The 26653-nt window shown below is 69.4% G+C and carries 26 protein-coding genes; 9 read left to right on the plus strand and 17 right to left on the minus strand.

All coding sequences use genetic code 11. From position 1 onward, the window contains the following. Positions 1-13 precede the first annotated feature (13 nt). Positions 14-715, plus strand: coding sequence for a response regulator transcription factor (locus A6I89_RS06380; RefSeq protein ID WP_044990637.1), 702 nt, complete (start codon positions 14-16; stop codon positions 713-715). Continuing rightward, on the plus strand, positions 712-2004 hold the full coding sequence (locus A6I89_RS06385) for a sensor histidine kinase (protein ID WP_022594630.1): 1293 nt from the start codon (positions 712-714) through the stop codon (positions 2002-2004). The genes A6I89_RS06380 and A6I89_RS06385 overlap by 4 nt, the downstream gene beginning before the upstream one ends. 6 nt (positions 2005-2010) lie before the next feature. Here A6I89_RS06385 and A6I89_RS06390 read toward each other — a convergent pair whose 3' ends face one another. The 8 genes from A6I89_RS06390 to A6I89_RS06425 all read right to left on the minus strand — a co-directional run bounded on the left by A6I89_RS06390 (position 2011) and on the right by A6I89_RS06425 (position 9338). Beyond that, positions 2011-3048, minus strand: a complete 1038-nt coding sequence (locus A6I89_RS06390) for an enoyl-CoA hydratase/isomerase family protein (protein ID WP_080668370.1) — start codon at positions 3046-3048, stop codon at positions 2011-2013. Between the two features lie 22 nt (positions 3049-3070). After that, positions 3071-3775, minus strand: coding sequence for a pyridoxine/pyridoxamine 5'-phosphate oxidase (locus tag A6I89_RS06395; RefSeq protein WP_022594626.1), 705 nt, complete (start codon positions 3773-3775; stop codon positions 3071-3073). A 9-nt stretch (positions 3776-3784) separates the two neighbouring features. Then, entirely contained in the window at positions 3785-4195 is a 411-nt protein-coding gene (locus A6I89_RS06400) for a VOC family protein (protein WP_005514741.1), read from the minus strand. Further along, positions 4192-4686 carry a nuclear transport factor 2 family protein gene (locus A6I89_RS06405; RefSeq protein WP_005514743.1) on the minus strand — a complete coding sequence of 165 codons (495 nt, stop codon included), beginning with the start codon at positions 4684-4686 and terminating at the stop codon, positions 4192-4194. The genes A6I89_RS06400 and A6I89_RS06405 overlap by 4 nt, the downstream gene beginning before the upstream one ends. A gap of 111 nt (positions 4687-4797) precedes the next feature. Next, on the minus strand, positions 4798-6588 hold the full coding sequence (locus A6I89_RS06410) for an ABC-F family ATP-binding cassette domain-containing protein (protein ID WP_005514744.1): 1791 nt from the start codon (positions 6586-6588) through the stop codon (positions 4798-4800). Beyond that, a complete protein-coding gene (locus tag A6I89_RS06415; RefSeq protein ID WP_005514745.1) occupies positions 6588-7523 on the minus strand; it encodes a 4-(cytidine 5'-diphospho)-2-C-methyl-D-erythritol kinase in 936 nt (311 codons plus the stop codon). The genes A6I89_RS06410 and A6I89_RS06415 overlap by 1 nt, the downstream gene beginning before the upstream one ends. A gap of 62 nt (positions 7524-7585) precedes the next feature. Then, positions 7586-8329 carry an ABC transporter permease gene (locus A6I89_RS06420; protein ID WP_013415229.1) on the minus strand — a complete coding sequence of 248 codons (744 nt, stop codon included), beginning with the start codon at positions 8327-8329 and terminating at the stop codon, positions 7586-7588. Between the two features lie 49 nt (positions 8330-8378). After that, on the minus strand, positions 8379-9338 hold the full coding sequence (locus tag A6I89_RS06425) for an ATP-binding cassette domain-containing protein (protein WP_013415228.1): 960 nt from the start codon (positions 9336-9338) through the stop codon (positions 8379-8381). A 109-nt stretch (positions 9339-9447) separates the two neighbouring features. On the opposite strand from A6I89_RS06425, the gene A6I89_RS06430 reads away from it, so the two are divergent. After that, positions 9448-10416: a helix-turn-helix transcriptional regulator gene (locus A6I89_RS06430; protein ID WP_005514748.1), complete on the plus strand. Its 969-nt coding sequence runs from the start codon at positions 9448-9450 to the stop codon at positions 10414-10416. Here the strand turns inward: A6I89_RS06430 and A6I89_RS06435 are convergent. Together A6I89_RS06435 and cspE are read right to left on the minus strand one after the other, a co-directional pair. Next, on the minus strand, positions 10401-10880 hold the full coding sequence (locus A6I89_RS06435; RefSeq protein ID WP_232244699.1) for a nuclear transport factor 2 family protein: 480 nt from the start codon (positions 10878-10880) through the stop codon (positions 10401-10403). The genes A6I89_RS06430 and A6I89_RS06435 overlap by 16 nt on opposite strands. A gap of 152 nt (positions 10881-11032) precedes the next feature. Then, positions 11033-11236, minus strand: coding sequence for a transcription antiterminator/RNA stability regulator CspE (cspE, locus tag A6I89_RS06440; RefSeq protein ID WP_005514750.1), 204 nt, complete (start codon positions 11234-11236; stop codon positions 11033-11035). A gap of 338 nt (positions 11237-11574) precedes the next feature. Between cspE and A6I89_RS06445 the strand changes: the two genes are divergently transcribed. The 3 genes from A6I89_RS06445 to A6I89_RS06455 are packed head-to-tail and all read left to right on the plus strand — an operon-like array spanning position 11575 to position 14983. Beyond that, positions 11575-11784 (plus strand): heavy-metal-associated domain-containing protein, encoded by a 210-nt coding sequence (locus A6I89_RS06445; RefSeq protein WP_005514751.1) that lies wholly within the window; start codon positions 11575-11577, stop codon positions 11782-11784. A gap of 8 nt (positions 11785-11792) precedes the next feature. Beyond that, positions 11793-12725: a hypothetical protein gene (locus A6I89_RS06450; protein ID WP_022594622.1), complete on the plus strand. Its 933-nt coding sequence runs from the start codon at positions 11793-11795 to the stop codon at positions 12723-12725. Further along, positions 12725-14983, plus strand: coding sequence for a heavy metal translocating P-type ATPase (locus A6I89_RS06455; RefSeq protein WP_022594620.1), 2259 nt, complete (start codon positions 12725-12727; stop codon positions 14981-14983). The genes A6I89_RS06450 and A6I89_RS06455 overlap by 1 nt, the downstream gene beginning before the upstream one ends. A gap of 72 nt (positions 14984-15055) precedes the next feature. Here A6I89_RS06455 and A6I89_RS06460 read toward each other — a convergent pair whose 3' ends face one another. The 6 genes from A6I89_RS06460 to A6I89_RS06485 form a co-directional block, all read right to left on the minus strand. After that, the gene (locus tag A6I89_RS06460) at positions 15056-16663 is read right to left on the minus strand and encodes an ABC transporter substrate-binding protein (RefSeq protein ID WP_005514755.1); all 1608 of its coding nucleotides are present in this window, start codon (positions 16661-16663) and stop codon (positions 15056-15058) included. Positions 16664-16787: 124 nt separating this feature from the next. Next, complete coding sequence (locus A6I89_RS06465; protein ID WP_022594618.1) at positions 16788-17588, minus strand: hypothetical protein; 801 nt, start codon at positions 17586-17588, stop codon at positions 16788-16790. A gap of 146 nt (positions 17589-17734) precedes the next feature. Then, positions 17735-18349: an LppU family putative lipoprotein gene (gene lppU, locus A6I89_RS06470; RefSeq protein WP_022594616.1), complete on the minus strand. Its 615-nt coding sequence runs from the start codon at positions 18347-18349 to the stop codon at positions 17735-17737. A 116-nt stretch (positions 18350-18465) separates the two neighbouring features. Further along, positions 18466-19356: a 16S rRNA (adenine(1518)-N(6)/adenine(1519)-N(6))-dimethyltransferase RsmA gene (rsmA, locus tag A6I89_RS06475; protein ID WP_044990635.1), complete on the minus strand. Its 891-nt coding sequence runs from the start codon at positions 19354-19356 to the stop codon at positions 18466-18468. A gap of 29 nt (positions 19357-19385) precedes the next feature. Continuing rightward, on the minus strand, positions 19386-20513 hold the full coding sequence (locus tag A6I89_RS06480) for a resuscitation-promoting factor (RefSeq protein ID WP_022594612.1): 1128 nt from the start codon (positions 20511-20513) through the stop codon (positions 19386-19388). A 9-nt stretch (positions 20514-20522) separates the two neighbouring features. Beyond that, positions 20523-21650, minus strand: coding sequence for a resuscitation-promoting factor (locus A6I89_RS06485; protein ID WP_013415219.1), 1128 nt, complete (start codon positions 21648-21650; stop codon positions 20523-20525). A 200-nt stretch (positions 21651-21850) separates the two neighbouring features. On the opposite strand from A6I89_RS06485, the gene A6I89_RS06490 reads away from it, so the two are divergent. After that, positions 21851-22843, plus strand: a complete 993-nt coding sequence (locus A6I89_RS06490) for a pirin family protein (RefSeq protein ID WP_022594610.1) — start codon at positions 21851-21853, stop codon at positions 22841-22843. 28 nt (positions 22844-22871) lie between these two features. Here the strand turns inward: A6I89_RS06490 and A6I89_RS06495 are convergent, their stop codons facing one another. Continuing rightward, positions 22872-23711, minus strand: a complete 840-nt coding sequence (locus A6I89_RS06495; RefSeq protein WP_022594608.1) for a TatD family hydrolase — start codon at positions 23709-23711, stop codon at positions 22872-22874. A gap of 20 nt (positions 23712-23731) precedes the next feature. Between A6I89_RS06495 and metG the strand changes: the two genes are divergently transcribed. Continuing rightward, complete coding sequence (gene metG, locus A6I89_RS06500; RefSeq protein WP_022594606.1) at positions 23732-25318, plus strand: methionine--tRNA ligase; 1587 nt, start codon at positions 23732-23734, stop codon at positions 25316-25318. A 45-nt stretch (positions 25319-25363) separates the two neighbouring features. Continuing rightward, the gene (locus tag A6I89_RS06505) at positions 25364-26626 is read left to right on the plus strand and encodes a DUF2786 domain-containing protein (protein WP_022594604.1); all 1263 of its coding nucleotides are present in this window, start codon (positions 25364-25366) and stop codon (positions 26624-26626) included. Positions 26627-26653 lie beyond the last annotated feature (27 nt).

The raw sequence follows: 26653 nt of genomic DNA on the forward strand, positions 1-26653 counted from the left end.
GGGCACGGGCACTATGGATGCAGTGACCGACAGCGCCGGTATCCTGCTCGTCGACGACGACCCCAAGGTCCTGTCGTCCCTCACGCGGGGGCTCCGACTCTCCGGTTTCGAACTCGATACCGCCGACGACGGAGCTTCCGCGCTGCGGGCCGTCTCCGAGTCCCGCCCGGACGCGATCGTGCTCGACGTGAACATGCCCGTCCTCGACGGGGTGAGCGTCGTCACCGCGCTACGGGCGATGGGGAACGATGTTCCGATCTGTGTGCTCAGCGCGCGCAGCACGGTCGGCGACCGGATCGCGGGACTCGAGGCCGGGGCCGACGACTATCTCACCAAACCGTTCGAACTGGGCGAGCTCGTCGCCCGGCTGCGCGCGCTGCTCCGCCGGGCGCCGCGGACACCGGCGCCGGCCGGGACTGTCACGGTCGGACCGTTGGAGGTGGACCTGCCGGGCCGCCGCGTCCACATGGGAGGCGAGCGAATCGACCTCACCAAACGGGAATTCGATCTGCTCGAGGTTCTCGCCGAGAACGCCGGCATCGTGCTCAGCCGGGTCCGACTGCTGGAGCTGGTGTGGGGCTACGACTTCGACGCGGACACCAACGTGGTGGACGTCTTCGCGACGTACCTGCGGAGAAAGTTGGAGGCCGGTGGCAGGCCGCGAGTGCTGCATACCGTGCGGGGAGTCGGCTTCGTACTCAGGGAGCAGCCGTGACCGTGCGCCGCCCGTCGCTGTCGCTGCGCGCCCGTGTCGCCGTGGTCTCCGCACTCGCCGCGGCGATCGTGATCGCCGCGATCGGTGTGGCGTTCGCGGTGTTCCTCCGGGTCAACGGCTCCGAGCAGCTCGACCGCACCCTCGATTCGGTATCGCTGAGCGTCGCCCCCGCCACTTCCGCGCCGAACGACTTCCCGGCAGGTCCTCCCGAGATCGCCGCACTCGACGGCTATTCGACCCCCGCGGTGTCCGAACCGGTCCGCACGACCACGATCGACGGTGCCGCGGTGCGCGCGAAGGACGTCACCATCGCCGGCACTCTCGGCGAGGTGATTGCCGTGTCCGTACCGGAGGACGCCCTCAGCCGGGCCATCCGGGAACAGCAGTGGCAGGTCGCGGGGGTGGCCGTTGCCGCGATCGCGGTGGCCGCCGGCCTCGGATGGCTCCTCGCCGGCCGTGCCGTGCGCCCGCTGCAGCGACTCGCGGCAGCCACCCACACCGTGGGGGACGAACTACCCGCGTCGCTCCCGGACATCCGCGGGGCGCGCGAGGCGGAGGAACTCGGTGAAGCGATCCGGCACATGCTCGATCGAATCGGAAAGGCCCAGAGTCGAACTCAGGACGCACTGGGAGCGGCGCGCGATTTCGCGGCCGTCTCCGCCCACGAACTGCGCACACCGCTCACGTCGATGCGCACCGATCTCGAGGTGCTCGCGACGATGCCGCTCACCGAGACCCAACGCGCCGAGATCCTGCGCGAACTGCGCTCCACCGAACGGCAGATCGAGTCGACACTCACCGATCTCGAAAGCCTCGCGGTGGGTGAACTCTCCGATCCCGCCGATCACGAGGACGTCGATCTGGTGGAACTGGCGGACCGCTGTGTCCAGGAATCGTCTCGGCGCCTGCCCGACGTGGACGTCCGGCTGACGGCACCGGCATCGTCGTCCCCGATGCGCGGCCTCCCGTCCGGACTGCGATCCGTCCTCGACAACGCCGTCACGAACGCCGTCCGGCACGGCCGCGCCGATCGCATCGAGATCACCGTCGCCGCGACTGCCCACGCGATCACGATCACCGTCGACGACAACGGCGTCGGCGTCCGGGAAGACGAGCGGACGGCGGTGTTCGAGCGCTTCGCGCGCGGAGCGTCCGCCCACCCCGTCGGGTCCGGGCTCGGGCTCGCACTCGTCGCCCAACTAGCGGCACTGCACGGCGGCACCGCCGAACTGACCGACAGTCCGCTCGGCGGTGCCCGGCTGCGGCTCGACCTGCCCGCGCCGGTCTGACCGCGGTTATCCCGCCAGTTCGGCGGTGATCTCGGTGAACAGCGCCTCGATCGCCTCGGCGTCGATGTCGTCGATCGACGGCGGATTCCACGACGGGTTGCGGTCCTTGTCGACCAGCACGGCCCGCACGCCCTCGATGAAGTCGGCGTTGCGGGTCACCTCGGCGCCGAGCACCAGCTCGAGGTCGAGGCACTGCTCGAGGGTCAGGTCCGCACCCCGGCGCACCAGCTCCGCGGTGATCCACAGGCTGCTGGGGGCCAGCGTGGTGAGAGCCTCACGGGTCTGCTTGGTCCACTCGTCGTCGCCGGTCAGCCGCGCCACCATGTCGGTGATGTCGCCCGACCCGAAGACCCGGTCGATCTCGCCCAGCTGATCCTTCAGCTCCGACGCCGGCGCCTCGGTGGTGTGCCGCGCCAGCACCGCGTCCAGGTCCGTGCCGCTCATCGCGCGGATGTCGTCGGCGAGTGCGCCGAGCTTGTCGCTCGGCACGAAGTGCGTGGCCAGGCCCGCGAACACGGCGTCGGCCGCCGACGCGCGCGCCCCGGTCAGGCCCAGGTACATCCCCGTCGCGCCGGTCAGCCGCGGCAGGAAGTAGCTGGCACCGATGTCGGGGAAGAAGCCGATGGCCGTCTCGGGCATCGCGAGGCCGGCCTTCTCCGTGACCACCCGCACCGACCCGTGCACCGAGATGCCGAGACCGCCGCCCATCGCGTGGCCGTCGATGAGCGCGACGTACGGCTTGGGGTAGTTCGCGATGAGCGCGTTGAGCTTGTACTCGGCAGCGAAGAACGCATGGACCGCGTTGTGGTCGCGGTCGAGGGCGGACTGGCGGACGGACTTGATGTCGCCGCCCGCGCAGAAGGCGCGTTCCGACGCGCTGGTCACCAGCACCGCCGTGATCGCGTCGTCGTCGCGCCACTTGGTCAGCGCGGCGTACATGTCGCGAATCATGCTGCCGTCCAAGGCGTTGAGCGCCCTCGGTCGATCGAGCACGATCTCCGCGACGTTTCCGTGCACCTGGGTCTGGATGAACGAGGCCATCACATCTCCCTTTCTGTCGAACTGTTCACGGCCACAACGCGTCGGAGCGCCAACCCGACCCCTCCGGGGGACGGAGGCGTCGGTAGCGGACACGCAGGTGCCGTCGGCCCGGGTCTGCGTGCCAGAACTCGACTGTCGCCGGAACCAGACACCAAGCCTGCCAGGTTGCCGAAACGAACGATCGGTCGGCCTCCATCTCGGATTCCGCGGCCCGGACGGCAGCGTCGTACTCTGCGGCGTCGGCGAGGATCTCGCTCTGCCGACTCGCCGCGGCCGCCGCCCGCGCCGTGATCGACCGCTCGCGGAAGTCGCGGGCGGTCACGTCGGCGTCGCCCCGCTCGACTCGACCGCAGACCCGCACCTGACGGCCCTGTTCGCGCCAGTAGAAGGTCAGTGCCGCGGCGGGATGCGCGCCGAGCTGACGGGCCTTCGGCGACCGCCGGTCGCTCGAGAACCACCATCCCCGCTCGGTGACGTCCTTGAGCAACAGCGTCCGGGCGTCCGGATCGCCCGCCGGATCGACCGTCGACAGCGTCGCGACGTGCGGTTCCGCGACGCCCGCAGCGACCGCCTCCCTCAGCCACGACACGAACAGCGCGACCGGGTCGGTGGGCAGGTTCGGGTCGCCGGGCATCGGCAGACCGCTCGGCGGCGGTGACGTCGCCGCGCCCGGAATGGCGCGGATCCAGCTGCGGGTGTCGGGGAAGTCGGCGGGAGACGGAACGGCCACCGACCGACCCTATCGAGCGGAGTCGCCCTTCGCCGGGCCCGAGAGCATCCAGCGATGCCCGAAGGGGTCGATCAGCGTCGCGTTGCGCCGACCGTAGTTCTCGGAGATCCAGCGCTCGACGGTGCCGCCCGCGTCGTGGGCACGTTCGAGCACCGCATCGGTGTCGTCGACCGGGAGCATCAGACTCACCGAGGTGGCACCCGACTCGGGGGCCGTCAGCCCCATCTCCGGGAACTCCTCCGCGAGGTAGATCAACCCGGTAGGCAGGCGCAGCTCGGCATGTCCGATCCGCCCGTCGTCCATCACGATCGGCTCGCCCACGACCTCAGCCCCGAAAGCCTTCCGATACCACTCGAGCGCCTCCCGCGCCCCGCGTACCGTCAGGTAGGGCAGGGCACCGGCGGGCGGGAATGCGGTCACGGCGCCACCCCGGACACCCCCGGCTGCGGCGACCCGATGAGGGCCCAGCGGTTGGAGGTGAGACGGAAACTGGGCACGTCGACCAGCGAGTACACCGATTCGTAGGTGCGCTCGTACGTCGTGGCGGCGATCTTCCACCGTCCCGCCGAGTCCCTGGTGTAGCGGTCCTGATAGAAGGCGGCGCCGTGCATCACCATCTGATCGCCCGGCACCACGACGGTGTCGGACAGGTACCAGATTCCCGTCGCGGTGTCGCCGTGGACGTCGATCTCGGGATGCCCGCAGTGGTGTTCGGTGATCACGTGCGGGCCGAGCGTGTCCTGCAGGAAGGAGACGAACGCGTCGCGCGAGTCGAACCGCAGATGCTCCGCGTACGTGGCGGTGACGTCCGGCATGAGTGTCTCCGCGAAGTCCGCCCACGACTTGGTGTCGAGAGCGCGCACGTACCGGTACTTGAGCCGACTGATCTCGGCTATCGCCTCCAGATCCACGATGCCCGCCCTCCACCCGCGCGTACGGTGACAACTGCAGGCTATCCGCCCGCGCGCCCGAATGAGGTGTGTAGTGCGATTATCGTTGCCCGGCAGCGATTCCGCCCCGCCTCAGTCGAGTTCGGACGCGAGCTCCATCCACTGCTCCTCGGCCGCTTCCTTCTCGGCCACCACCTGCTTGAGCTCGGCGTCGAGGGTCATCAACCTGGCCGGATCGGTCGCGGCCTCCGCCAGCTGGGCGTGCAGCTTCGCCTCGCGCTCGTCGAGCTTCGCGACCGCACGCTCGAGCCGGGACAGTTCCTTGCGGGCGGCGCGGTCGGCCGCGCCGTCGCGCGCCACCTTCGGAGCGGCCGCCCCGGCCGTCGACGCCACCGACTGCGCTACGTTCTCCGGCTTCTGGGCCAGGATCGCGCGTCGGCGCAGGTACTCCTCGATGCCACCGGGCAGGTTGGTCAGCTTGCCGTCGCCGAACAACGCCCACGTGGTGTCACAGATCCGCTCGATGAGGTAGCGGTCGTGGGAGATGACGACCATCGTCCCGGCCCAGCCGTCGAGCAGGTCCTCGAGCTGCTGCAGGGTGTCGATGTCGAGGTCGTTGGTGGGCTCGTCGAGCAGCAGCACGTTCGGCTCGGCCATCAGGACGCGGGTGAGCTGCAGACGACGACGCTCGCCACCGGACAGGTCGCCGACCGGCGTGCGCTGGCGGGCCGGCGCGAAGCCGAGCCGTTCGGCGAGCTGTCCGGCCGAGATCTCCTTGTCGCCCAGTGTGATCCGCTCCGCGACATCCTTGACGGCGTCGAGCACCCGCATGTCGGTGGGCAGGTCGTCGAGTTCCTGTCGGAGCCAGCCGATCTTGACGGTCTGGCCCTGGATCCGCTTGCCCGACGCCGGTTCCAGTTCGCCTGCGAGAGTGCGCAGCAGCGTCGTCTTGCCGGAGCCGTTGACGCCGACCAGGCCGACCCGCTCGCCGGGCGCCAGCCGCCACGTGAGGTCGTGGACCAGTTCGCGGCCGTCCGGCGTCGTGAGCGTGGCATCCTCGAGTTCGACGACCACCCGGCCCAGCCGCCGCTTCGCGAACGACGCGAGCGCGATGCTGTCACGCGGGGCGGGCACGTCGGCGATGAGCGCCTCGGCCGCCTCCACCCGGTACTTCGGCTTGGAGGTGCGAGCCTGCGGTCCGCGGCGCAGCCACGCCAGTTCCTTGCGCGCGAGATTCTGGCGCCGCTCCTCCGCGGCGTCGGCCTGCCGGGCACGTTCGGCGCGGGCGAAGATCCAGTCGTTGTAGCCGCCCTCGTAGCTCTCGACCTTGCCGCCCACCACCTCCCACGTGCGGGTGGCGACGGTGTCGAGGAACCAACGGTCGTGCGTGACGACCACGAGCGCGGAGCGCCGCGACACCAGATGCTCGGCGAGCCACTGCACGCCCTCGACGTCGAGATGGTTGGTGGGCTCGTCGAGCACCAGCAGATCGAGTTCCTGCACGAGCGCCGCGGCCAGGGCGACGCGACGCCGCTCACCGCCGGACAGCCCGTCGACCGATGCGTCGAGCCCGAGGTTGTCGATGCCGATACCGGCGAGGATGCCACGGATACGGGCGTCACCGGCCCACTCGTGGTCCGCGACACCGAGCGGGCCCAGGACGACGTCACCGACCGTCGATCCGGACGGGAGCACACCGCGCTGGGTGACGACCGCCATGCGCAGTCCGCCGACCCGGCTCACCCGGCCCGAGTCCGGCTCCTCGAGGCCCGCGAGGACCTCGAGCATCGTCGTCTTGCCGCCGCCGTTGAGGCCGACGACACCGATCCGCTCACCTTCCTGCACACCGAGCGAGACGGAGTCGAGCAGCGGCTTGATGCCGAAGGACTTCGAAACCTGTTCGAGATTGATCAAATTCGCCATCAGAGGCTGCCTTCCGGCTCGGAGTCGATCACGCGTGCGCCGGGCACCGGCCCGCTCGCGACACGTACGGTGCGGCACACTCCCGCACCCGAGAGTTCCGCCCCCACCGCGACCGCTGCGTCGGCGTCCGCACACAGGAACGCGCAAGTGGGACCGGAGCCGGACACGATGCCCGCGAGCGCACCGGCCGTCACGCCGGCGCGCAGCGTGCGCCGCAGGTCGGGGGCCAGCGACAGCGCCGCCGCCTGCAGGTCGTTGCCGAGCAGCGGAGCCAGCGCCTCCGCGTCACCGGACGCGAGCGCGTGCATGAGATCGTCGACGTCGCCGACCCGCGGCGGGTCACCCTCCACGCGCAGTCGATCGAGTTCACGGAACACCGTCGGCGTCGACAGTCCGCCCTTGGCGAGGGCGAGCACCCAGTGGAACGAATCGCGGGAGAGCACCGGCAGCAGCTTCTCGCCGCGCCCGGTGCCGACGGCGGTGCCGCCGTGCAAGGAGAACGGGACGTCACTGCCGAGGCGGGCGGCGAAGACGGAAAGGGCGTCCCGATCGAGCCCGAGCCGCCACAGTTCGTTGAGCGCGACCAGCGCGGCCGCCGCGTCGGCGCTGCCGCCGGCCATGCCGCCCGCCACCGGGATGCCCTTGACGATCGAGATCTCCACGTCGGGCGCGATCCCCGCCTCGGCGGCCAGCATCTCGGCGGCCTTCCAGACGAGGTTGGTGTGGTCGGTGGGCACCGACTCGGCGCCCTCACCGCGCACACGGACCGACAGCGCGTCCGACGCGATCACGGACACGTCGTCCGCGAGGGACAGCGCCTGGAAGACGGTGCGCAGCTCGTGGTAGCCGTCCTCCCTCAGGTCACCTACCGACAGGTGCAGGTTGACCTTGGACGGCGCCCGGACGGTGACGGGGCGAGGAACGACGGAAAGCACAGGTTCCAACAATAGGCGGTGCGCCCGAGGTGACGAAAACGCACCTCAGGCGGCACTTCCGGCTAGCGGACGGACCGCACGCCCACACCGAGGCCCACGGCCGCCACGGTGGCGGCTGCGATCACGCCCGACAGCACCGGCCCGGACGCGAGATCGCCCGCGAACAGCGCGCGCTCGGCGTCGACGACGTACCCGAGCGGATTGATCGCGACCAGAGCGCGCATCCAGCTCGGGGCGTCGTCGAGGGGGAGCATCGTGCCCGACAGGATGAGCATCGGGAACATCAGCGTCTGCTGCACCACCCAGAACATCCAGTCCTGATCCCGCACGGCGAGCGCCAGCGCGTACGACAGTGCGCCCAGGCCCACCCCGAACACGCCGAGCACCGCGATGCCCACGACCGCGCCGAGTGGATCGACGTCGAGACCCAGTGGCAACGCCACCAGAATGATCAGGACCGCCTGCGCGGCAAGCGGAACCATTTCCTTCGCCGCCCGGCCGATCAGCAGCGCCGAGCGGTGCAGAGGCGTCACCAGCATCCGTTCGTGCGAGCCCTGCTGCATCTCCATCAGCAGGTTCGAGCCCGTCATCGAGGTCCCGAAGATCGCGATCATCACCAGCACACCGGGGATGAACCAGTTCCACACGCCCTCGCCCATGCCCGGGACGTTCTTCAGGAGTGGGCCGAACAGCGCCAGCAGGATCAACGGCTGAGCGAGGCTGAACACCACGCTCACGGGGTCGCGCAGTGTGGGTCGCAGTTCGCGGGCCATCACGATGCCACTGTCGCGGACGATTCCGGTCATGAGAGGTCTCCTGGAGTGTGGAAGGCGAGAGGTGTGGAAGGGAAGACGTTCATGCGGCGGCCGTTTCTCGCAGGCTGCGTCCGGTCAGGCCCAGGAAGACGTCGTCGAGGGTCGGCCGCGTGATGTCGGCGGTCGTGACACGCAGGCCGGAAAGTTCGCTTCTCCGGAGCAGCTCCGGCAGCGTCGCGTCGCCCTCGCTCGTACGAATCCGCACCGATGTCCCGACCACCGTGACGTCGCGGACCGTGACGAGCTCCCCGGCCAGCCGGGCCGCCTCGGCGGCCGCGACGGCGTCGTCGAAGCCCACCGTCAACAGATCGCCCGCGAGATCCGCCTTGAGTGCGGACGCGGTGTCGTCGGCGATCACCGTGCCGCGATCGATGACGATCACGCGTTCGGCCATCGCGTCGGCCTCTTCGAGGTAGTGCGTCGTGAGCACGATCGTGGTGCCCATCGACTCCCGCAGGCGCAGGATGTGATCCCACAGGTTGGCCCGGCTCTGCGGGTCCATTCCGGTGGTCGGCTCGTCGAGGAACAGCAGCGGCGGCCGGTGCACCAGACCGAGCGCGATGTCGAGACGTCGGCGCTGTCCACCGGAGAGCGTGCTGACCTTGCGGGTGGCGAGGTCGTCGAGGTCGAGGGCCGCGAGCAGTTCGTTCGCGCGGGCGTCCGACGCCTGCCTCGTCATCCCGTAACAGCGTCCCTGCGTCACCAGCTCGTCCCGGACGCGCTGATTGTGCCCGGCCCCGCTCCCCTGGCCGACGTAGCCGATCCGGCGCCGCACCTCGTCGCGATCCGCGGTGACGTCGAAGCCGGCGACCTCGGCGCGACCCGCGGTGGGCTCCAGCAGTGTCGTCAGCATGCGCAGAGTTGTCGACTTGCCCGCACCGTTGGGTCCGAGCAGCGCCACCAGCTCGCCCTCGGCGACGTCGAGATCGACGTCCACGACCGCCTGCACCGTGTTCTTGCCCTGCGTGAATCGTTTGGTCAGACCCACCGTCCGGATCATCGCGTGCATCGCTTCCGCCTCCCGCTTTCGTGATTCGTTTCGTCCGACCACGAAAGCTAGGAGCAATTGCGGACACCTGGCGTCCGCAATCTCCGGGATACTTCGACGCATGCGGGAAACCTCGGCACGGCTGCTCCGGCTGCTCTCCCTGCTCCAGACCCGACGGGACTGGTCGGGCGTGGAACTGGCCGAGCGCCTGGACATCACCCCACGGACGGTGCGACGCGACGTCGACAAACTGCGCGGCCTCGGCTACCCCGTCGACGCGACCGTCGGCGTGGGGGGCGGGTACCGGCTCGGCGCGGGCGCGGAGATGCCGCCGCTGCTGCTCGACGACGACGAGGTGCTCGCCGTCGCGCTCGGGCTGCAGTCCGGCGCGACAGGCTCGGTCGTGGGCATCGGCGAGTCGTCGGTACGCGCACTCACCAAGTTGCGGCAGGTGATGCCGTCACGGCTGCGACACCGACTCGAGGCACTGCAGGTGGACGTCGTGCAGCGCGAACCCGCGCCCAGCGCGGTGGACGCCGCGGTGCTGTCCGCGATCGCATCGGTGTGCCACGGCCACGAGCGTCTCCGCTTCGACTACCGGACGCACGACGGCGGCGAGAGCCGCCGAGAGGTGGAGCCGTATCGCCTGGTCCGCTCCGGATCGCGGTGGTATTTGATGGCGTGGGACCTGTCGAGGGAGGACTGGCGGTCGTTCCGCGTCGACCGCATGGATCCGAAGATTCCCACCGGACCGCGCTTCACCCCTCGCGCACTCCCGCCCGGCGGGGCCGCGGAGTTCGTCGCGCGCGGCATCGGCCGAGCGGTGACGCGTGTGCGCGCCCGAGTGCTGCTGCACGCTCCGATCGGGGACATCGCGCCGATGGTGGACGCCGCGTGGGGCACGCTCGAAGACGCGCCGGACGGTCGGTGCGTGATTGCCCTGGCGGGCGAATCGCCGTCGTCGATCGCCCGCTGGCTGAGCGCGTTCGACGTCGACTTCACGGTGCTCGATCCCCCGGAACTACGTGACGAGTGCCGACGCCGCGCGGCGCACCACGCGCTGGTCGCCGAGCGTTACCGCGGCGCCTGACCGGGCACGTCCATCCAACCGCCGCCGACATCGTTACGGATCCAGTCGACCTCGATCCGGCGATCCGCGATGGCCCACCGGCCGTCGCGGCGCTCGAACCGGTCGAGGTAGCGCAACCATACGACCAGGAAGTTGCGGGTGGCGTGACCCGTGTCGGCCGCACTGGTGTGCTGCGCCATCGCGTAGGTTTCGGCGTCGGCGGTGTCACCGTCCAGCTCGATCAGCTGATTCCCCGCGAAATGGAACGTGCGATCGAACAGGCCGAACCCGCCAGGGTCCGCGAGGAACTGCATGAAGTCGTCCAGCCCGCCCTGGTAGAACGGCGCGTAGTCGTTGTGCGCATCCTCGAAGAAGCAGCCACGCACCAGGTTCCAGTCGCGGCGATCGACGCCCCGGAAGTAGCGGAGCAGCACGTCGCCGATCTCGGCACGGTCCGCGAGTGCGCGCAGTTCGTAGGCAGCCACCGTCGTCCCTTCGGTCACCTGAGCGGTTGCCGAACCCTACTTCCGAACCGGCGACCGGTGCCACGAATCCGGCCGTGAAACGCCGAAACGGGGCCCCATCCTCGCGGATGGGGCCCCGTGCACGTCAGATCCCGGTCAGACCGGGAGCGGAATCAGACCGCGGTGACGTCGGTGGCCTGCGGGCCCTTGTTGCCCTGACCGATCTCGAAGCGAACGCGCTGGTTCTCCTCGAGGGTGCGGAAGCCGTTGGTCTGGATGGCCGAGTAGTGGACGAAGACGTCGGCGCTGCCGTCGTCGGGCGCGATGAAGCCGAAGCCCTTTTCAGCGTTGAACCACTTCACGGTGCCTTCTGCCATGTTTCTTTCTCTCTCTTACGAAGTGCAAACTCGGGAAACTCCAGGTCAGGGGTTCCCGGGCCGGTGTCACACGGCGGCTTCGTCGATCCTCGGAGAGAGAACCCGTCCGCCCGCAACTTCAGGATTTGCGAGCGTGGACTAACACAAACACAAAAACTACGACCGAGGACCAGTCAACCACACGCAGCCCGGATGCGCCCGGGGACCCTCGTCACACTTCGTCGCAGTGACGCAGATCTCTTCGAATCCCTTGCAAGTGGATACCCCCCAGGGGTACCTTCGAGATGTCAGAACGAAGTACCCACACCGGGTAGTGGTACCTAAGCAAGGAGTCCGACATGAGCACCGCCGAATACACCGTCACCGGAATGACCTGCGGACACTGCGTCTCCTCGGTCAAGGAAGAGGTCGGCGCGATCGGCGGCGTCTCCGACGTCGCGGTCGATCTGAAGTCCGGCCGCCTCACCGTCACATCCGCGGCACCCCTCCCCGTCGACGCGGTCACCGCCGCGGTCGAGGAGGCGGGCTACACCGCCCAGCCGATCTGAGGAATCCGATGCGTACGTCCACCACGCTCATCGCCTACGCCGGGGGGCTCGCGGTCGTCTTCGCCGCGGCCCTCGGCGTGGGCGCCGTCACGGGAAGTCCGATCGACATGACGAGCACACACTCCGACAGCCACGCGGCCGCGGACCCCGAGCCCGCCTCGAGTGCCCCCGCCGGGTTACAGGTCTCGCAGGACGGCTACACCCTCGGCGAGGTCACCTCGCCCACCAGCGCCGGCCAGGCCGGCACCCTGAGCTTCCGCATCCTGGACGCGGACGGAGCGCCGGTGCGCGAGTACGACGACCTGCACGAGAAGCAGCTGCACCTCATCGTCGTCCGCTCGGACACCAGCCAGTTCCGACACGTCCACCCCACGCTCGGGCCCGACGGCACATGGTCGATCGACTGGACCTGGCCCACGGGCGGCACGTATCGCGTGTTCGCCGACTTCCAGGCGAGCGGCGCTCCCCGCCAACTCACCCTGGGCCGGAACGTCGACGTCGGCGGCGATCTGCAGCCGGCGGCACTGCCGACCCCGTCGCGCACGGCGACGGTCGACGGCTACACCATCACCCTCGACGGCGACCTCGGCACCGCAGGCGGACCGCTGACGCTCACGGTCGCCCGCGACGGCGCGCCCGTCACTGATCTCGATCCCTACCTGGGCGCATACGGTCACCTGGTCGCGCTGCGCACCGGCGACCTGGCCTACCTGCACGTGCACCCCGAAGGCGAACCCGGCGACGGTGTCACCGCGCCCGGCCCGGACGTCACGTTCCACGCACAGGCCCCGAGCGTCGGTACCTACCGACTGTTCCTCGACTTCCAGCACCGGGGCACCGTCCGCACCGCCGAGTTCACCGTTCCGGTCGGACCGGCGACCGCGCCATCGGCCACAGGATCCGTATCCGCACCTCACGACGGTCACGAAGGAGGACACTGATGACTACCGCCGATCTCACCACCGGCCGCAACGACACCATCGAACTCGCGATCGGCGGTATGACGTGCGCCTCGTGCGCCGCCCGAGTCGAGAAGAAGCTCAACAAGATCGAGGGCGTCACCGCTACGGTCAACTACGCCACCGAGAAGGCGAAGATCGCCTTCCCCGAGGGTGTCAGCACCGACGACCTCGTCACCGCGGTGCAGAACGCCGGCTACACCGCGACCCTGCCCACTCCCCCCTCGGCCGACGAGTCCGGCCCCACCGACGATCCGCGTGATCGCGAACTCACCGCGCTACGCACCCGTCTGATCGTCTCGGCGATCCTGTCGGTGCCGGTGATCGCGATGGCGATGGTCCCGGCCCTGCAGTTCGACAACTGGCAGTGGCTCTCGCTCACCCTCGCCGCCCCGGTGATCGTGTGGGCCGGCCTCCCCTTCCACCGCGCCGCCTGGACCAATCTGCGCCACGGCACCGCGACCATGGACACCCTCATCTCGCTCGGCACCACCGCAGCCTTCGCGTGGTCGCTGTACGCACTGTTCTTCGGCACCGCCGGCACCCCCGGGATGAAGCACGCGTTCGAGCTGACCGTCGACCGGATGGACGGCGCCGCGAACATCTATCTCGAGGTCGCGGCCGGTGTCATCACGTTCGTGCTCGCGGGACGGTACTTCGAGGCCAAGTCGAAGCGAACCGCCGGTGCGGCACTGCGTGCTCTGCTCGAACTGGGCGCCAAGGAAGTCTCGGTGCTGCGTGACGGCGTCGAATCCCGCATTCCCGCGGACCAATTGCGCGTCGACGACCTCTTCGTGGTCCGGCCCGGCGAGAAGGTCGCCACCGACGGCGTCGTCGTGGAGGGCAACTCGGCCGTCGACATGAGCATGCTCACCGGCGAATCTGTGCCCGTCGAGGTGGGAGTCGGCGACGACGTCGTCGGCGCCACCGTGAACGCGGGCGGACGGCTCGTGGTGCGCGCCCGCCGTGTCGGTAGCGACACCCAACTCGCGCAGATGGCCGCGCTGGTCGAGGACGCCCAGAACGGCAAGGCCGAGGTGCAGCGCCTCGCCGACCGCATCGCCGGCGTGTTCGTCCCGATCGCGATCGCGATCTCCGTTGCAGCCCTGGGCTACTGGATCGGCACCGGCAACCCCCTGCAGATGGCGTTCACGGCCGCCGTCGCGGTGCTCATCATCGCCTGCCCCTGCGCCCTCGGTCTGGCAACCCCCACCGCGCTGCTGGTCGGCACCGGCCGCGGCGCCCAACTGGGCGTCCTCATCAAGGGTCCTGAGGTTCTCGAGACCACCCGCGGCGTCGACACCATCGTGCTCGACAAGACCGGCACCGTCACCACGGGCAAGATGACGCTGATCGACGTCGTCACCACCGACGGCGTCGACCGCGACGAGGCGCTGCGCCTGGTGGGCGCGCTCGAGAACGCGTCCGAGCATCCGATCGCGCAGGCGGTCGCGGCAGGAGCCGCCGAGGGCGTCGGTTCCCTGCCCTCCGTCGAGGATTTCGTCAACGTCGAGGGCAAGGGTGTGCAGGGCATCGTCGACGGCCACGCCGTGGTCGCCGGACGCGAGAGTCTGCTCGCGGACTGGTCGCAGCACCTGCCCGACGACCTCGCCCGCGCGAAGCGGGAGGCCGAGAAGCTGGGCCGCACCGCGATCGCCGCAGGCTGGGACGGACAGGCCCGCGCCGTGTTCGTGGTCGCCGACGCCATCAAGGACACCAGTGCGGACGCCGTCCGCCGGTTCAAGCAACTGGGTCTGAACCCGGTGCTGCTCACCGGCGACAACGAGACCGTCGCCCGCACCGTGGCGGCGCAGGTGGGCATCGACACCGTCGTCGCCGAGGTGCTGCCCGGCGACAAGGTCGACGCCGTCAAGAACCTGCAGGCCGAGGGCAAGGTTGTCGCGATGGTCGGCGACGGTGTGAACGACGCGGCCGCTCTTGCCCAGGCCGATCTGGGCCTGGCGATGGGCACGGGCACCGATGTCGCGATCGAAGCCGCCGACATCACCCTCGTTCGCGGCGACCTGCGCTCGGCCGCCGACGCGATCGAGCTGTCCCGCAGGACCCTTCGCACCATCAAGGGGAACCTGTTCTGGGCGTTCGCCTACAACGCGGCGGCGATCCCCCTGGCCGCGGCGGGTCTGCTGAACCCGATGCTCGCCGGTGCGGCGATGGCGTTCTCGAGCGTGTTCGTGGTCAGCAACAGCCTCCGGCTGCGGCGGTTCAGCCCGTCCGCCTAGAGCAGGCGCAATACGAGGGCCCGGCGACCGTATGGTCACCGGGCCCTCGTCACGTCACCGGCTCGTCGACGCTCAGTTGCGACCGGCCTTGTCGAGCAGCATGATTCCCGTCGCAGTGGGAACGACACCGCCGACATTCTTCTGCCAGGCGACGTAGATCATCACCGAGCTCACCGGGACGCTCGGGACGGTCTCGTTCCACAGCGTCTGGATCTCCGCCAGCACACCGCGGATCTGGTCGTCGCCGTCCGCCGCCTGCAGCTTGTCGAGCAGCACCTCCATCTGCGGGTTCGAATAGCCCGCGAAGTTGGCCGTGGACGTCGCCGACAGCGTGGTGTCGAGACCCAGGTACGGAATGGCCTCGTACAGACCGATACCGGCGTGCGCCATGTCGTAGTCACGCTGCACGTACACCTGCTTGACGATGTCGCCGGCGTTGTTGGCGTTGATGATGTTCACCGTGAAGCCGACCGCCTGCAGCAGGGACTGCACGGCCAGGCCGATCGCCTGTTCACTCGGCTCCTGCAGCACGATGTAGTTCAGCTTGCCGTCGTAGCCGTCGGCCTTCGCCTCGTCGAGCAGCTTGCGGGCAGCGTCCGGGTCGAACGGCACGCCCTCGACGTCGGTGGCCCAACGGGAGAGATCGTTGAACATGGCCTTGCCCGGCAGGCCCAGGCCGTTGTCGCCGCGCTGACCGACCAGCTCCGGATCGATCGCGAGCGCAATTGCCCTGCGCACCCGCACATCCGCGCCCGGTCGGCCCTCACGGTTGTTGACCAGCTCGGCGCCACCACTGTTGAGGATGCTGAAGGATCCGGGGTAACCGGCGTCGATCGTGTCGTAGATCGCCTGCGGGTTGCCGCGCAGAAATCCGATGTCGATACCGTTGGTGCGCATCGACTCCAGGTTCTCCCGCGAACCGCTCAACGCGATGAAGCGCAACTTGTCGGACTTGGGCTTGCCGTTCCAGTAGTCGGCGCGCGCCGTGAGCACCCGCTCCTCGTTGGGCGCGTAGCGGTCGAGGACGAACGGGCCGGCGCCGATCGGCTTGAAGGCTTCGCCCTCGCCCGCCCCGGGCGCGACGATCATGCCGTGGCCGAGTGCGAGCATCGACGGGAACGTCGGCCACTTCTTGTTCAACCGGAACTCCACCGTCTGCGCGTCGACGGCCGTCGTCGACGCGACGGCGTCGACCCACACGGCAGCGCCGTTGCCCTTGTTGGCGTTGTAGCGGTTGATGCTGGCGACGACCGCGTTCGCGTCGAGCGGGGTTCCGTCGCTGAAGGTGACGCCCGGGCGCAGCTTCAGCGTCCAGACGTTGCCCTCCTGATCGGACGTCAGGGACTGCGCGAGACGCGGTACGAACTCCCCCGTCTCCTCGTCGTACCGCAGCAGGACGTCGTAGACCGCGGCCAGTTCGTCGCCGCCGCTGCCGCCGCGGGCGGTGGTCCTGGCCGGATCGAGCACTGCCGCGAGCGCCTGCACGCTGAAGGTGAGCTGCGGCGTCGAACCCGTCGGGTCCGGAGCCTGGTCGCCCACCAGGCCCACCGCGGGCGGGGTGCGGGTACCGCTGGTGTCGCCGCCACCGCCGTCGTCCGAACTGGCACAGCCCGCGAGCGCCAGCGCACCCACCACCAACACCGTCGTCAGGCTCTTGCCGAACCTCGCCCTGCTGCCCACGCACCCTCCAGTCGCTCCGGTGTGACTCACGCCACACATCCGCGCAGACGTTAGCCGGACGCGAATCGTACGGAATGCCCGGTCCCATTGAGCGGGAGAATTGGTGCGTGGGCGGCGTCGGCCGCTAGGAGAAGAGGCTGCCGAACAGGTTGCCGAGGCTGCCCAGGGAACCCGCTCCGGCCGGTTCGGGATCGTTCTTGGCGAAATCGGTGGTGCACCCGTTGAACTGCACGGCGTCGACCAAGGTCGACGTCGCGGCCGAGCCCGAGCCGACGCTCACCCCGTAGTGCTCGACGGTCGCGTTCGGGTTCGCTGCCGAGATCGCCGCCAGCGTGGTCGGCACACGATCCTTCGCGCCGTCGATGTTCTGGGTGCTCCACCACAGACCCTTCTGGATCTCCTCGTGGGTGGCACCCTGGGCGACGTCGGCGCCGGGCTCGGCGACCCACACCAGTGTGGTGAAGCCGTTCTCGAACTTGCCTCCCTTGGTGCCCAGCAGACGGATCTGGAACGACGCGGTGGACGTGGCCGCCTTCTCGGCGAAACCGATGTCCCTCGAGATGACGTCCGCGAGCGCGACGCTGCCGGCCTCGTGGTACCAGGCGGTGCGGTCCGTCGTTCCGGTCACGGCCAGCTCGAGCGAACCGTTGTCGTCGAGGACGTTGCTCGCGGAGTACGCGGCCTCCTGCCCCTTCTCGTCCTCGAACGGCACACCCCAGCCGGCGGGATTCGACTCGGTCGACAGGGCGTCACACGTGAAACCACCCGCAGGCTCCTCGGAGGAGCTGCCGAGCGACCCGGACGCGCTACCGAGGGAGCCTCCGAGCGAGCCGGTTGCGGCCGAGGACAGGGCCGGCGAGACCAGGATCGCGGTACCGGCGATCGCGACCACCGTGGCGACGCGACGAAGCGAGCTACTCGACATAGGAAGACCTTTCGGATGCGGAAACAGGCTGTACTCCAACGAAGTTAGAGAGCCACAGCCCGTTTCCGCTGCCCCGCAGGCCGCTTCGGCACGAAAGGAGGAGACGTTTCCTACGAAAGTAGGAGACGCCGACTGCTCGGCGACGTCTACAGCGGACGCACCGTCTCCGTGCACACCGTGAATTCGCGCTCGTCGTGGACGTAGCCGCCCTCCGAGCACTGCTCGACGTCGACGACGCCCTCGATGACCTCGATCGCACGCTCGATACCCGGAGCGTACGGGTCGTCGCACTCGACACGCTGCGGTTCGTCGTCGTCACCGTCCGGCAGGCTCATGCACCCGCCCATCACCCAGTCGATGTCGAGGCACAGCGCACCACGTTCGTTGCCCCAGCGGGTCTCGTAGTACACCTGGTCGACGTCCGACGCGCACTGCGCGTTCTTCGCGGCCTTGCCGACGACCTTGTAGTTGGATTTGTCACTGCCGCACACCGCTTCGTCGATCGTCGCGGCGTCCGCCGTTCCGCCCAGGCGAACACAGTCACCGATCTCGACGTCGATGTCGACCCGTCCACCGAGATCGGCCTCGCGTGGTGCGGTCGATGACGTCGACGATGACGACGACGTCGCGGCCGCGGAAGTACTCGCGGCGGTCGCCGTACCGTCGACGGACGTCCCACATCCCGCCGCGGTCAACGCCGCGGCCACGACCACAACCGCACCCGATCGTCGCACGATCGCCCGAATTCCCTTGTTCACCATCACATTCCTCACACCAACCCCGTCGCCGGGGACACCGTCGCGAAGGTCCGACAGAACGGACCACCCGGACCATTGTGGTCGAGGCCGTTTCGAGGAGGTGCGTCGGCCGTCTGGAACTACGAGACGTTCGCGAGCCGCACGAAGGCTGCCGCATCGAGTTTCTCACCGCGCGTGGACGGTTCGATCCCGGCCGCGACGAGCCGGCGCTCGGCTTCGACCGGCGAACCGGCCCACCCGGCAAGGGCTGCCCGAAGAGTCTTGCGACGCTGCGCGAAGGCCGCGTCGATGACGGCGAAGACCTTGCGCCGATGCTCGGCGTCGATCGGCCACGGCGCCTGCTCGTACCGGTCGATCCGCACCAGGCCGGACTCCACCTGCGGCACCGGCCAGAACACCGCGCGACCGACGTGGCCGGCGCGCTTGACCGTGCCGAAGAAGTTGGCCTTGACGCTCGGCACGCCGTACACCTTGCTGCCCGGAGTGGCCGCGAGCCGGTCCGCCACCTCGGCCTGCACCATCACCAATGCGGTGCGCAGGCTCGGGAACTCGGCGAACAGGTGCAGCAGTACCGGCACGGCCACGTTGTAGGGCAGATTCGCCACCACCGCGGTGGGCTCCGCCGGGACGTCGTCGGGCATCACCCGCATCGCATCGGCGCCGACGACCGTGAGCCGATCCGTGAGTTCGGGGGCGCGGTCGGCGACCGTCGCGGGCAGGCGGGCGGCCAGCTTGGGGTCGATCTCGACGGCGACCACGCGGTCGACGACGTCGAGCAGTGCCAGCGTGAGCGAACCGAGCCCCGGGCCGACCTCGAGGACGGTGTCCTCGGGACCCACGCCGGCCACCGTGACGATCCGGCGCACCGTGTTGGCATCGTGCACGAAATTCTGGCCGAGTTGTTTGGTGGGGCGCACCCCGAACTCTTCGGCGAGCGCACGGACCTCGGCGGGGCCCAGGAGGGCGGCCTGTCCTCGCGGGTGGATGGGGGGCGGCACGGCGTCTGACACCTGAAGAACCTAACGCACGGCGGAACTGGTCAGCGCAGGCCCAGCTTGCTGGTACACGACGGCCACGCGCCCCAGCCCTGTGTCTGCTGCGTGCGGGAAGCGATCGCGATCTGCTCCTCCCGGGTGGCGAGGTCCGCCCGCGGCGCGTACTTCAGGCCGCCCTGGCGCTCCCACGTGTTCTGGTCGAACTGCACGCCGCCGTAGAAGCCGTTTCCGGTGTTGATCGCCCAGTTGCCCGTGGCCTCGCACTGGGCCAGCGCGTCCCACGTCGCACCGTTTTGCACCGGCGGCACCTCGGTGCCGGGCTTGGCGCCCACCCGGACCACCTTGGGCTGGGCCGGCACCGTGACGGTGGATGCGACCGGCTTGCGTCCGGTCTCGACTCCGTTGACGGTGGTGACGTCGTAGGTGACGTCCGCGACGCCGGCCGTGCCCGGGTTCTCCACGACGGTGCGGCTCATGTTCATCGACGGATCCTCGATCCGTTGCTCCGGTGGCGCGACCGGCTCCGTGAGTACACGGGTCTCGACCCGGCCGCGGGTCACCGCGACCTCCATCCCGTCCACGAGCGGCGTCTCCGCGGCCGGCTCGACGGTGTCGGCCTGCTCGAGCGGGGTGCCGTGGGCGGCGAGGAAATCGCCCACCGTCGGCGCGGCGAGGCGGACGTCCACCGGGGCGGACGCGCCGTCGATCAGTTTCACCGTGCGGGGGCTCAGGACGTCCAGATCGGATCCCTCGAGCGGCAGGCGCTGCGACCGGTTCGCCGAGACGTGCACGTCACCGGCGAGTCGGAACTGGTTCAACGCCTCGTCGACGGTGAGCGCCGTCGTCCACACCGTGCGTTGCCGACCGTCCACGGTGAGCGCGACCTCGCGACCGCGACGCAGGACCACCGTGTCACCGTCGTCGAGGTCCGAGTCCGACGCGGGGGCCACGACGTCGTGTTCGCCCACGCTGTAGCCCGCCGCCGCGAGTGCCCCGTCGACCTTCGACGACATCGTGCCGACCGTGATCAGCTCACCGTCGACGTCGACGGTCACCGTCTTGTGTTGTGCCACCGCGACACCGCCACCGACCGTGAGGGTCACGAGGGTCGCGGCCACGACGCCGTACATCAGCGGCGAACGGCTCGAGTTGATCTTCGACAGTGGCGACATCGCGATTCCTTACCGGAGACCCAACTTGCTCGAACACGACGGCCACGCACCCCAGCCCTGGGCGGCCTGAACCTTCTCGGCGACGGCGATCTGCTGCTCACGCGACGCCCGGTCGGCGGTGGGGGCGTACTGCGTGCCCCCGTAGGCGGCCCATGTGCTCTGCGAGAACTGGAGTCCGCCGTAGAAGCCGTTGCCGTTGCTGATCGCCCAGTTGCCCGTCGCCTCGCACTGCGCCAACGAGTCCCACACCGACCCGGACGCGACCGCGGGCGCCGACGGCTTGGGCTTGGTCCCGACCCGCACGACCGCCGGCGCCGGCTCACGGACCACCACGGACGACAGTTCCCGGCGGTCCGTCTCGGCGCCGTTCACGGTCGTGACGGTCACCGTCACCGTCCGCTCCCCCGGTGTGCCGGGGTTCTCGACGGTGGTCTTCCCCTGCTCGAGTCCCGGATCGTCGACGCGGTTCTCCGGCGCCTGGATCGGCTGGGTCTCGGTGCGCGTCTCGGTGCGGTTGCGGGTCACGACGATCTCGAGGCCGTCGGTCAGCGGCGTCTCCGGCGCGGGCACGACCGTGTCGGCCTGTTCGAGCGGGACGTTCGTGACGTCGAGGAGCGCGCCGACGGTCGGTGCCGCCACGCGGACGTCGGCGTGCGGGGCGCCGTTGTCGGAGATCCGTACCGCCTTCGCGTTCACGACGTCGAACTCGATGCCGTCGAGCGGGATCCGCTGGCCACGCGATGCGGACGCGTAGGCGTCGCCGGCAAAGTTCAGCTGGCGCATCGCGTCGTCCACCGTGAGGGCCGTCGACCAGACGGTGCGGCGCTCGCCGTCCACCGTGAGCACGATCTCGCGAGCGCGGCGCAGGACCACGGTGTCGCCGTCGGAGAGCTTCGCATCGACGCTCGGCGCGACGACGTCGTGCTCACCGATCGGATAACCGGCGTTGTCCAGCACGGAGCCGACCTCGGAACGCAGTGTGCTCAGCGAGATCTGGTCGCCGTCGACGTCGAGTGTGATCGTCTTGTGCTGGGTGACGACCAGGCCGCCACCGACGAGAAGGGTCGCGAAGAGTGCGGCGACCACGACGTACAGGAGCGGCGACCTGGCGGTGTTGATCCGAGCGAAAGGCGACACGAGAAATCCTGGGGCAGACGACAGGTTCGATTACAGCACGGTAACGGTGGGGCTGTGATGTGGCAACCGCACGGTCTCGATCAGCACAAACACGACTACAAAGATATCGAGGAAAGCGCTGGTCGATCACGAATCGATTACGGAAGATTCCGGCCAGTTGCGCGCGTCACACCCGCACGGGGCCGTGGGAGGGTAGGGACATGAGCAACGTCGAAGCCGAACCGATCGAGATCGAGTGCGAGAACGGACCGCGCGCGGGCACCGCGGGCCGCCCGCTCGCCGAGATCATCACCTCACGAGAGGTCCCGCTGGGCGGGCCGCGGGCGATGCCGGTGCGCCGAACGCTGCCCCAGCGACAGCGCTCGCTGATCGGCGCGTGGTGCTTCGCCGACCACTACGGACCCGACGACGTCGCGCAGACCGGGGGCATGGACGTCGCCCCACACCCGCACACCGGATTGCAGACCGTGAGCTGGCTGTTCACCGGCGAGATCGAGCACCGCGACAGCCTGGGCATGCACGCGACGGTCCGGCCCGGCGAGGTCAACCTGATGACCGGCGGCCGCGGCATCTGCCACTCCGAGGTGTCGACGGCGGAGACGACGATCCTGCACGGCGTCCAGCTGTGGGTGGCACTGCCCGACGCCGCCCGGGACGCGCCCCGCAACTTCGAGCACTACGTGCCGCCGCAAGTGGATCTGGACGGCGGACGCGCTCGGGTCTTCCTGGGCTCGCTGGCCGGATCGACTTCCCCCGTGCACACCTTCACTCCCCTACTCGGCGCGGAACTCGTCCTCGAGCCGCGCGCCGAGGTGCGTCTCGACGTCGATCCGACGTTCGAGCACGGCGTCCTGGTCGACGCCGGGGCGATCGGCGTGGAGGGACTCGAGCTCGCTCGCGCCGACCTCGGCTACGTCGGGACCGGGGCGTCGGATCTGACGTTGGTCAACCGCACCGACGAACCCGCCCGCGTCGTGCTGCTCGGCGGCGAACCGTTCGGCGAGGAGATCGTGATGTGGTGGAACTTCGTCGGCCGCAGCCACGAGGAGATCGAGCAGTTCCGCGCCGAATGGCAGGCCGAGTCGGACCGCTTCGGCGCGGTGCACGGCTACGAGGGCACCGTGCAGCGACTGCCGGCGCCGCCGTTGCCGAACGCACGCATCAAGCCGCGGCAGAACCCGCCGTCGGCCTGAGCGCCCACTCCGTCGGCGCCGGACGCGCTCAGTTGCGACTCGGCAGGCGGTAGACGCGCTCGGCCGTCGCGGTCGACGCCTTCGCCAACTCGATCGGGTCCTCGCCGCGTACCTCGGCGAGGGCCCGCAGCGTGTACGGCAGACAGTACGACTGGTTCGGCGCGCCCCGGTACGGGTGCGGAGTGAGATACGGGGCGTCGGTCTCGACCAGCAACTGGTCGGACGGGACCGACAGCGCCGCCTCACGCAGGGCTTTCGCGTTCTTGAAACTCACGGTGCCGGAGAAGCTCAGCACGTAGCCGGCGTCGACACAGGCGCGGGCCATCGCGCTGTCGGACGAGAAGCAGTGGAAGATCACCGTCTCGGGCGCGCCCTCGGCGTCGAGCACGCGCAGCAGGTCGGTGTCGGCCTCACGGTTGTGAATCATGAGCGGCTTGCCGAGGCGCTTCGCGAGATCGATGTGCCAGCGGAACCCGTCCTCCTGCTCCTCCACCGTCGCGCAGCCGTCGAGCTTGCCGGGCCAGTACAGGTCGAGGCCGGTCTCGCCGACCGCGACCACACGCGGGTCCGACGCCAGCCGTTCGATCTCCGCCTTCGTGGCGTCGTCGAGAGTGTTCGCCCGGGTCGGGTGGATGGCGACCGCCGCGAAGACCCGCTCGTCCCAGTTGGCGGCGTTCACCGCGAACCGCGCGGCCGCCAGGTCGTCGGCCACCGTGACGATCCGCTCGACGCCCACCGACGCGGCACGGTCGACGATCGCGCGCGTGCTCTCCGCGTCCGTGGCACCGCACGCGTCGAGGTGCGTGTGGGCGTCGACGAGTGGAAAAAGCGGCTCGGGCAGGTCCGGGGCGGGACGATCTTTGCTCACGTCGATAGAGTAGGCGCACCATGACTGTGCCTTCCTCGCCCAACCAGATGCCTGCCCCGACGGACCGTCCGCCGTTCTATCTGACGACGGCGATCGCCTACCCCAACGGCGTTCCGCACATCGGGCACGCCTACGAGTACATCTCGTCGGACGCGATCGCGCGCTTCAAGCGCCTCGACGGATTCGACGTGTTCTTCCTGACCGGCACCGACGAGCACGGCCTGAAGATGCAGCAGACGGCGGCCAAGGAAGGCGTCGACGTCCGCGACCTGGCAACCCGCAACTCCGATGTGTTCCAGGCCATGGACAAGGCCCTGAACATCTCGTACGACCGGTTCATCCGGACCACGGACGCCGACCACCTCGAGGCCAGCAAGGCGATCTGGGAGCGGATGGTCGCGGCCGGCGACATCTACCTCGACACCTACTCCGGCTGGTACTCCGTTCGCGACGAGGCGTTCCACGCCGAGGAGGAGACGACGGTCCTCGAGGACGGCACCCGCATCGCCACCGAGACCGGCACGCCGGTGGAGTGGACCGAGGAGTCGAACTACACCTTCCGGCTGTCGAAGTACCAGGACCGTCTCCTCGCGCACTACGAGGAGAACCCGGACTTCATCGCGCCGGCCACTCGGCGCAACGAGATCCTCAGCTTCGTCAAGAGCGGGCTCAAGGACCTGTCGATCTCGCGCACCACGTTCGACTGGGGTGTCCCCGTGCCCGGCGATCCGGCACACGTCATGTACGTGTGGGTGGACGCGCTCACCAACTACCTCACCGGCGCCGGGTTCCCGAACACCGATTCCGCGGAGTTCGAGCGGTACTGGCCCGCGAACCTGCACATCATCGGCAAGGACATCACGCGGTTCCACACCGTGTACTGGCCGGCCTTCCTGATGTCGGCGGGGATCGAGCTGCCGAAGCGCGTCTTCGTGCACGGCTTCCTGTTCAACAAGGGCGAGAAGATGTCGAAGTCGGTCGGCAACGTCGTCGACCCGCTCGCGATGGTGGAGCAGTACGGCCTGGACGCGGTCCGCTTCTTCCTGCTGCGCGAGATCTCGTACGGGCAGGACGGCAGCTACAGCCACGAGGCGATCGTCACCCGGATGAACACCGACCTGGCGAACGAGCTGGGCAACCTGGCCCAGCGGTCGCTGTCGATGGTCGCGAAGAACTGCGACGCGCATGTCCCGACGCCGGGCGAGCTCACCGACGCCGACCGCGCGTTGCTCGCACAGGCCGACGCGCTGCTCGAGAAGGTGCGGGCCGAGTTCGACGTGCAGGCCCTGCATCTCGGGCTCGAGGCGATCTGGCACGTGCTGGGCGAGACGAACCGGTACTTCTCGCAGCAGGAACCGTGGGTGCTGCGCAAGACGGACCCGGCCCGCATGGCCACGGTCCTGTACGTCACGCTCGAGGTGGTCCGCATCGTCGGCATCCTGGTCCAGCCGGTGATGCCGGGCTCGGCCGAGAAGATCCTCGACCTGCTCGGGCAGGCTCCCGACGCCCGCGCCTTCGTCGACCTCGCGAACCGGATCGTCGCAGGTACGCCGCTGCCGAAGCCGGTGGGCGTGTTCCCGCGGTACGTCGAGGAGACCGAGGCGTAGCGACGCTCCCGAAAGTTGTCAGCCCCCTGATGCACACTGTCGCCCATGGGGAGCAATAGAACATACATTCGAGAAAACCCGACCGGCTCGACGTCCGAGGACTACGACGAGTTCGAGGACTTCGACGCCGGCATGTTCGACGACTTCGGGCAATTCGAGTGCCCACCACCACGGGAGCGTTCCATCACCGGCCTACTGATCGCCCTGACCGACGCCTACGAGCGCGGATGGCAGCCGGCCGACGTCATGCACGTGACCCGGCGCGCTCTCGGGGCGGACTCGACGGCGGTCACCGCCGCCACGGTGCTGTACCACTACCGGACGACGGGCGCAGCCGATCGAGCGCCGGCCGTCTGGGTCACGCAACTCGACCAGATCGCGGAGCGGGAATCCGCCGCCGCCGAGTTCGCGGCGGGTCTCCCGGCCGACTGCGACAGCAGCGCGTTCGGTGCGGCGCTGGACGCGTCCGGGTGGCATCTCGGCGAGAACGAGTCGACGGCGACGGCCCTGCTCTGGCTCGAGCTGCCCCGCGTCACCGAACTGTGTGTGCCGCCGTCGAGATGGCCGCGGATCCGCGTCGAGTCCGCGCCGGAGGCCCACGACGAAACCGCCGATCCCAAGGTCCTCAACAAGATCCGAGGACTGCTGGCCAAGGCGGAGGCCACCGAGTTCGTGGAGGAGGCGGAGACTTTCACGGCCAAGGCGCAGGAACTGATGACGCGGTACGCGATCAGCGCGGCACTGCTGCACGCGACCGTTTCAGGCTCCCCCACCGTACGCAGCCGACGCATCCACCTCGACAATCCGTACGTCAAGGAGAAGGTGCACCTGCTCACCGCCATCGGTGAAGCCAACCGGGTGCGCACGGTGTGGTTCGACAGGTTCGGCATCGCGACGGTCGTCGGCAGTCCGGTCGACCTCGACCAGGTGGATCTGCTGTTTACCTCACTGCTCGTCCAGGCCACCCGGGCGATGCAGGAGTCGTCCCCGCGTGCGAAACGCGGGGCGCGCACCACGTCGTTCCGGAAGGCGTTCCTGTTCGGGTTCGCGGTCCGGATCGGGCAGCGCCTGAAGGAAGCCGGGCACCGCGCCACGGCAGACGTCGCCGCCGAGTCGCACGTCCCCGTCGAGGACCTGCTGCCCGCACTGGCGGCACGGTCCGCGGCAGTCGACGCCGAGTTCGATCGACTGTTCCCCACGACGAGGGCAGCGCGGAGCCGATCGGTGGATGCCGGCGGCTGGTACGCGGGACAGTCGGCCGCCGACGACGCCTCGCTGGATCCGAGCAGCCGAGCGCTGCGGCCGTGACAATGCGTGGACCCCGGATCGGCTGCC

It is taken from the genome of Prescottella equi (assembly GCF_002094305.1).
Lineage (GTDB): Bacteria > Actinomycetota > Actinomycetes > Mycobacteriales > Mycobacteriaceae > Prescottella > Prescottella equi.

What these genes read in the sequence shown, in the direction of transcription:
- A6I89_RS06465 (WP_022594618.1), bottom strand. Translation starts at nt 17,588, where the DNA reads ATGTCGAGTAGCTCGCTTCGTCGCGTCGCCACGGTGGTCGCGATCGCC.
- A6I89_RS06455 (WP_022594620.1), top strand. Translation starts at nt 12,725, where the DNA reads ATGACTACCGCCGATCTCACCACCGGCCGCAACGACACCATCGAACTC.
- A6I89_RS06380 (WP_044990637.1), top strand. Translation starts at nt 14, where the DNA reads ATGGATGCAGTGACCGACAGCGCCGGTATCCTGCTCGTCGACGACGAC.
- A6I89_RS06490 (WP_022594610.1), top strand. Translation starts at nt 21,851, where the DNA reads ATGAGCAACGTCGAAGCCGAACCGATCGAGATCGAGTGCGAGAACGGA.
- A6I89_RS06445 (WP_005514751.1), top strand. Translation starts at nt 11,575, where the DNA reads ATGAGCACCGCCGAATACACCGTCACCGGAATGACCTGCGGACACTGC.
- metG (WP_022594606.1), top strand. Translation starts at nt 23,732, where the DNA reads ATGACTGTGCCTTCCTCGCCCAACCAGATGCCTGCCCCGACGGACCGT.
- A6I89_RS06450 (WP_022594622.1), top strand. Translation starts at nt 11,793, where the DNA reads ATGCGTACGTCCACCACGCTCATCGCCTACGCCGGGGGGCTCGCGGTC.
- lppU (WP_022594616.1), bottom strand. Translation starts at nt 18,349, where the DNA reads ATGGTGAACAAGGGAATTCGGGCGATCGTGCGACGATCGGGTGCGGTT.
- A6I89_RS06505 (WP_022594604.1), top strand. Translation starts at nt 25,364, where the DNA reads ATGGGGAGCAATAGAACATACATTCGAGAAAACCCGACCGGCTCGACG.
- A6I89_RS06410 (WP_005514744.1), bottom strand. Translation starts at nt 6,588, where the DNA reads ATGGCGAATTTGATCAATCTCGAACAGGTTTCGAAGTCCTTCGGCATC.
- A6I89_RS06425 (WP_013415228.1), bottom strand. Translation starts at nt 9,338, where the DNA reads ATGATCCGGACGGTGGGTCTGACCAAACGATTCACGCAGGGCAAGAAC.
- cspE (WP_005514750.1), bottom strand. Translation starts at nt 11,236, where the DNA reads ATGGCAGAAGGCACCGTGAAGTGGTTCAACGCTGAAAAGGGCTTCGGC.
- A6I89_RS06480 (WP_022594612.1), bottom strand. Translation starts at nt 20,513, where the DNA reads ATGTCGCCACTGTCGAAGATCAACTCGAGCCGTTCGCCGCTGATGTAC.
- A6I89_RS06420 (WP_013415229.1), bottom strand. Translation starts at nt 8,329, where the DNA reads ATGACCGGAATCGTCCGCGACAGTGGCATCGTGATGGCCCGCGAACTG.
- A6I89_RS06430 (WP_005514748.1), top strand. Translation starts at nt 9,448, where the DNA reads ATGCGGGAAACCTCGGCACGGCTGCTCCGGCTGCTCTCCCTGCTCCAG.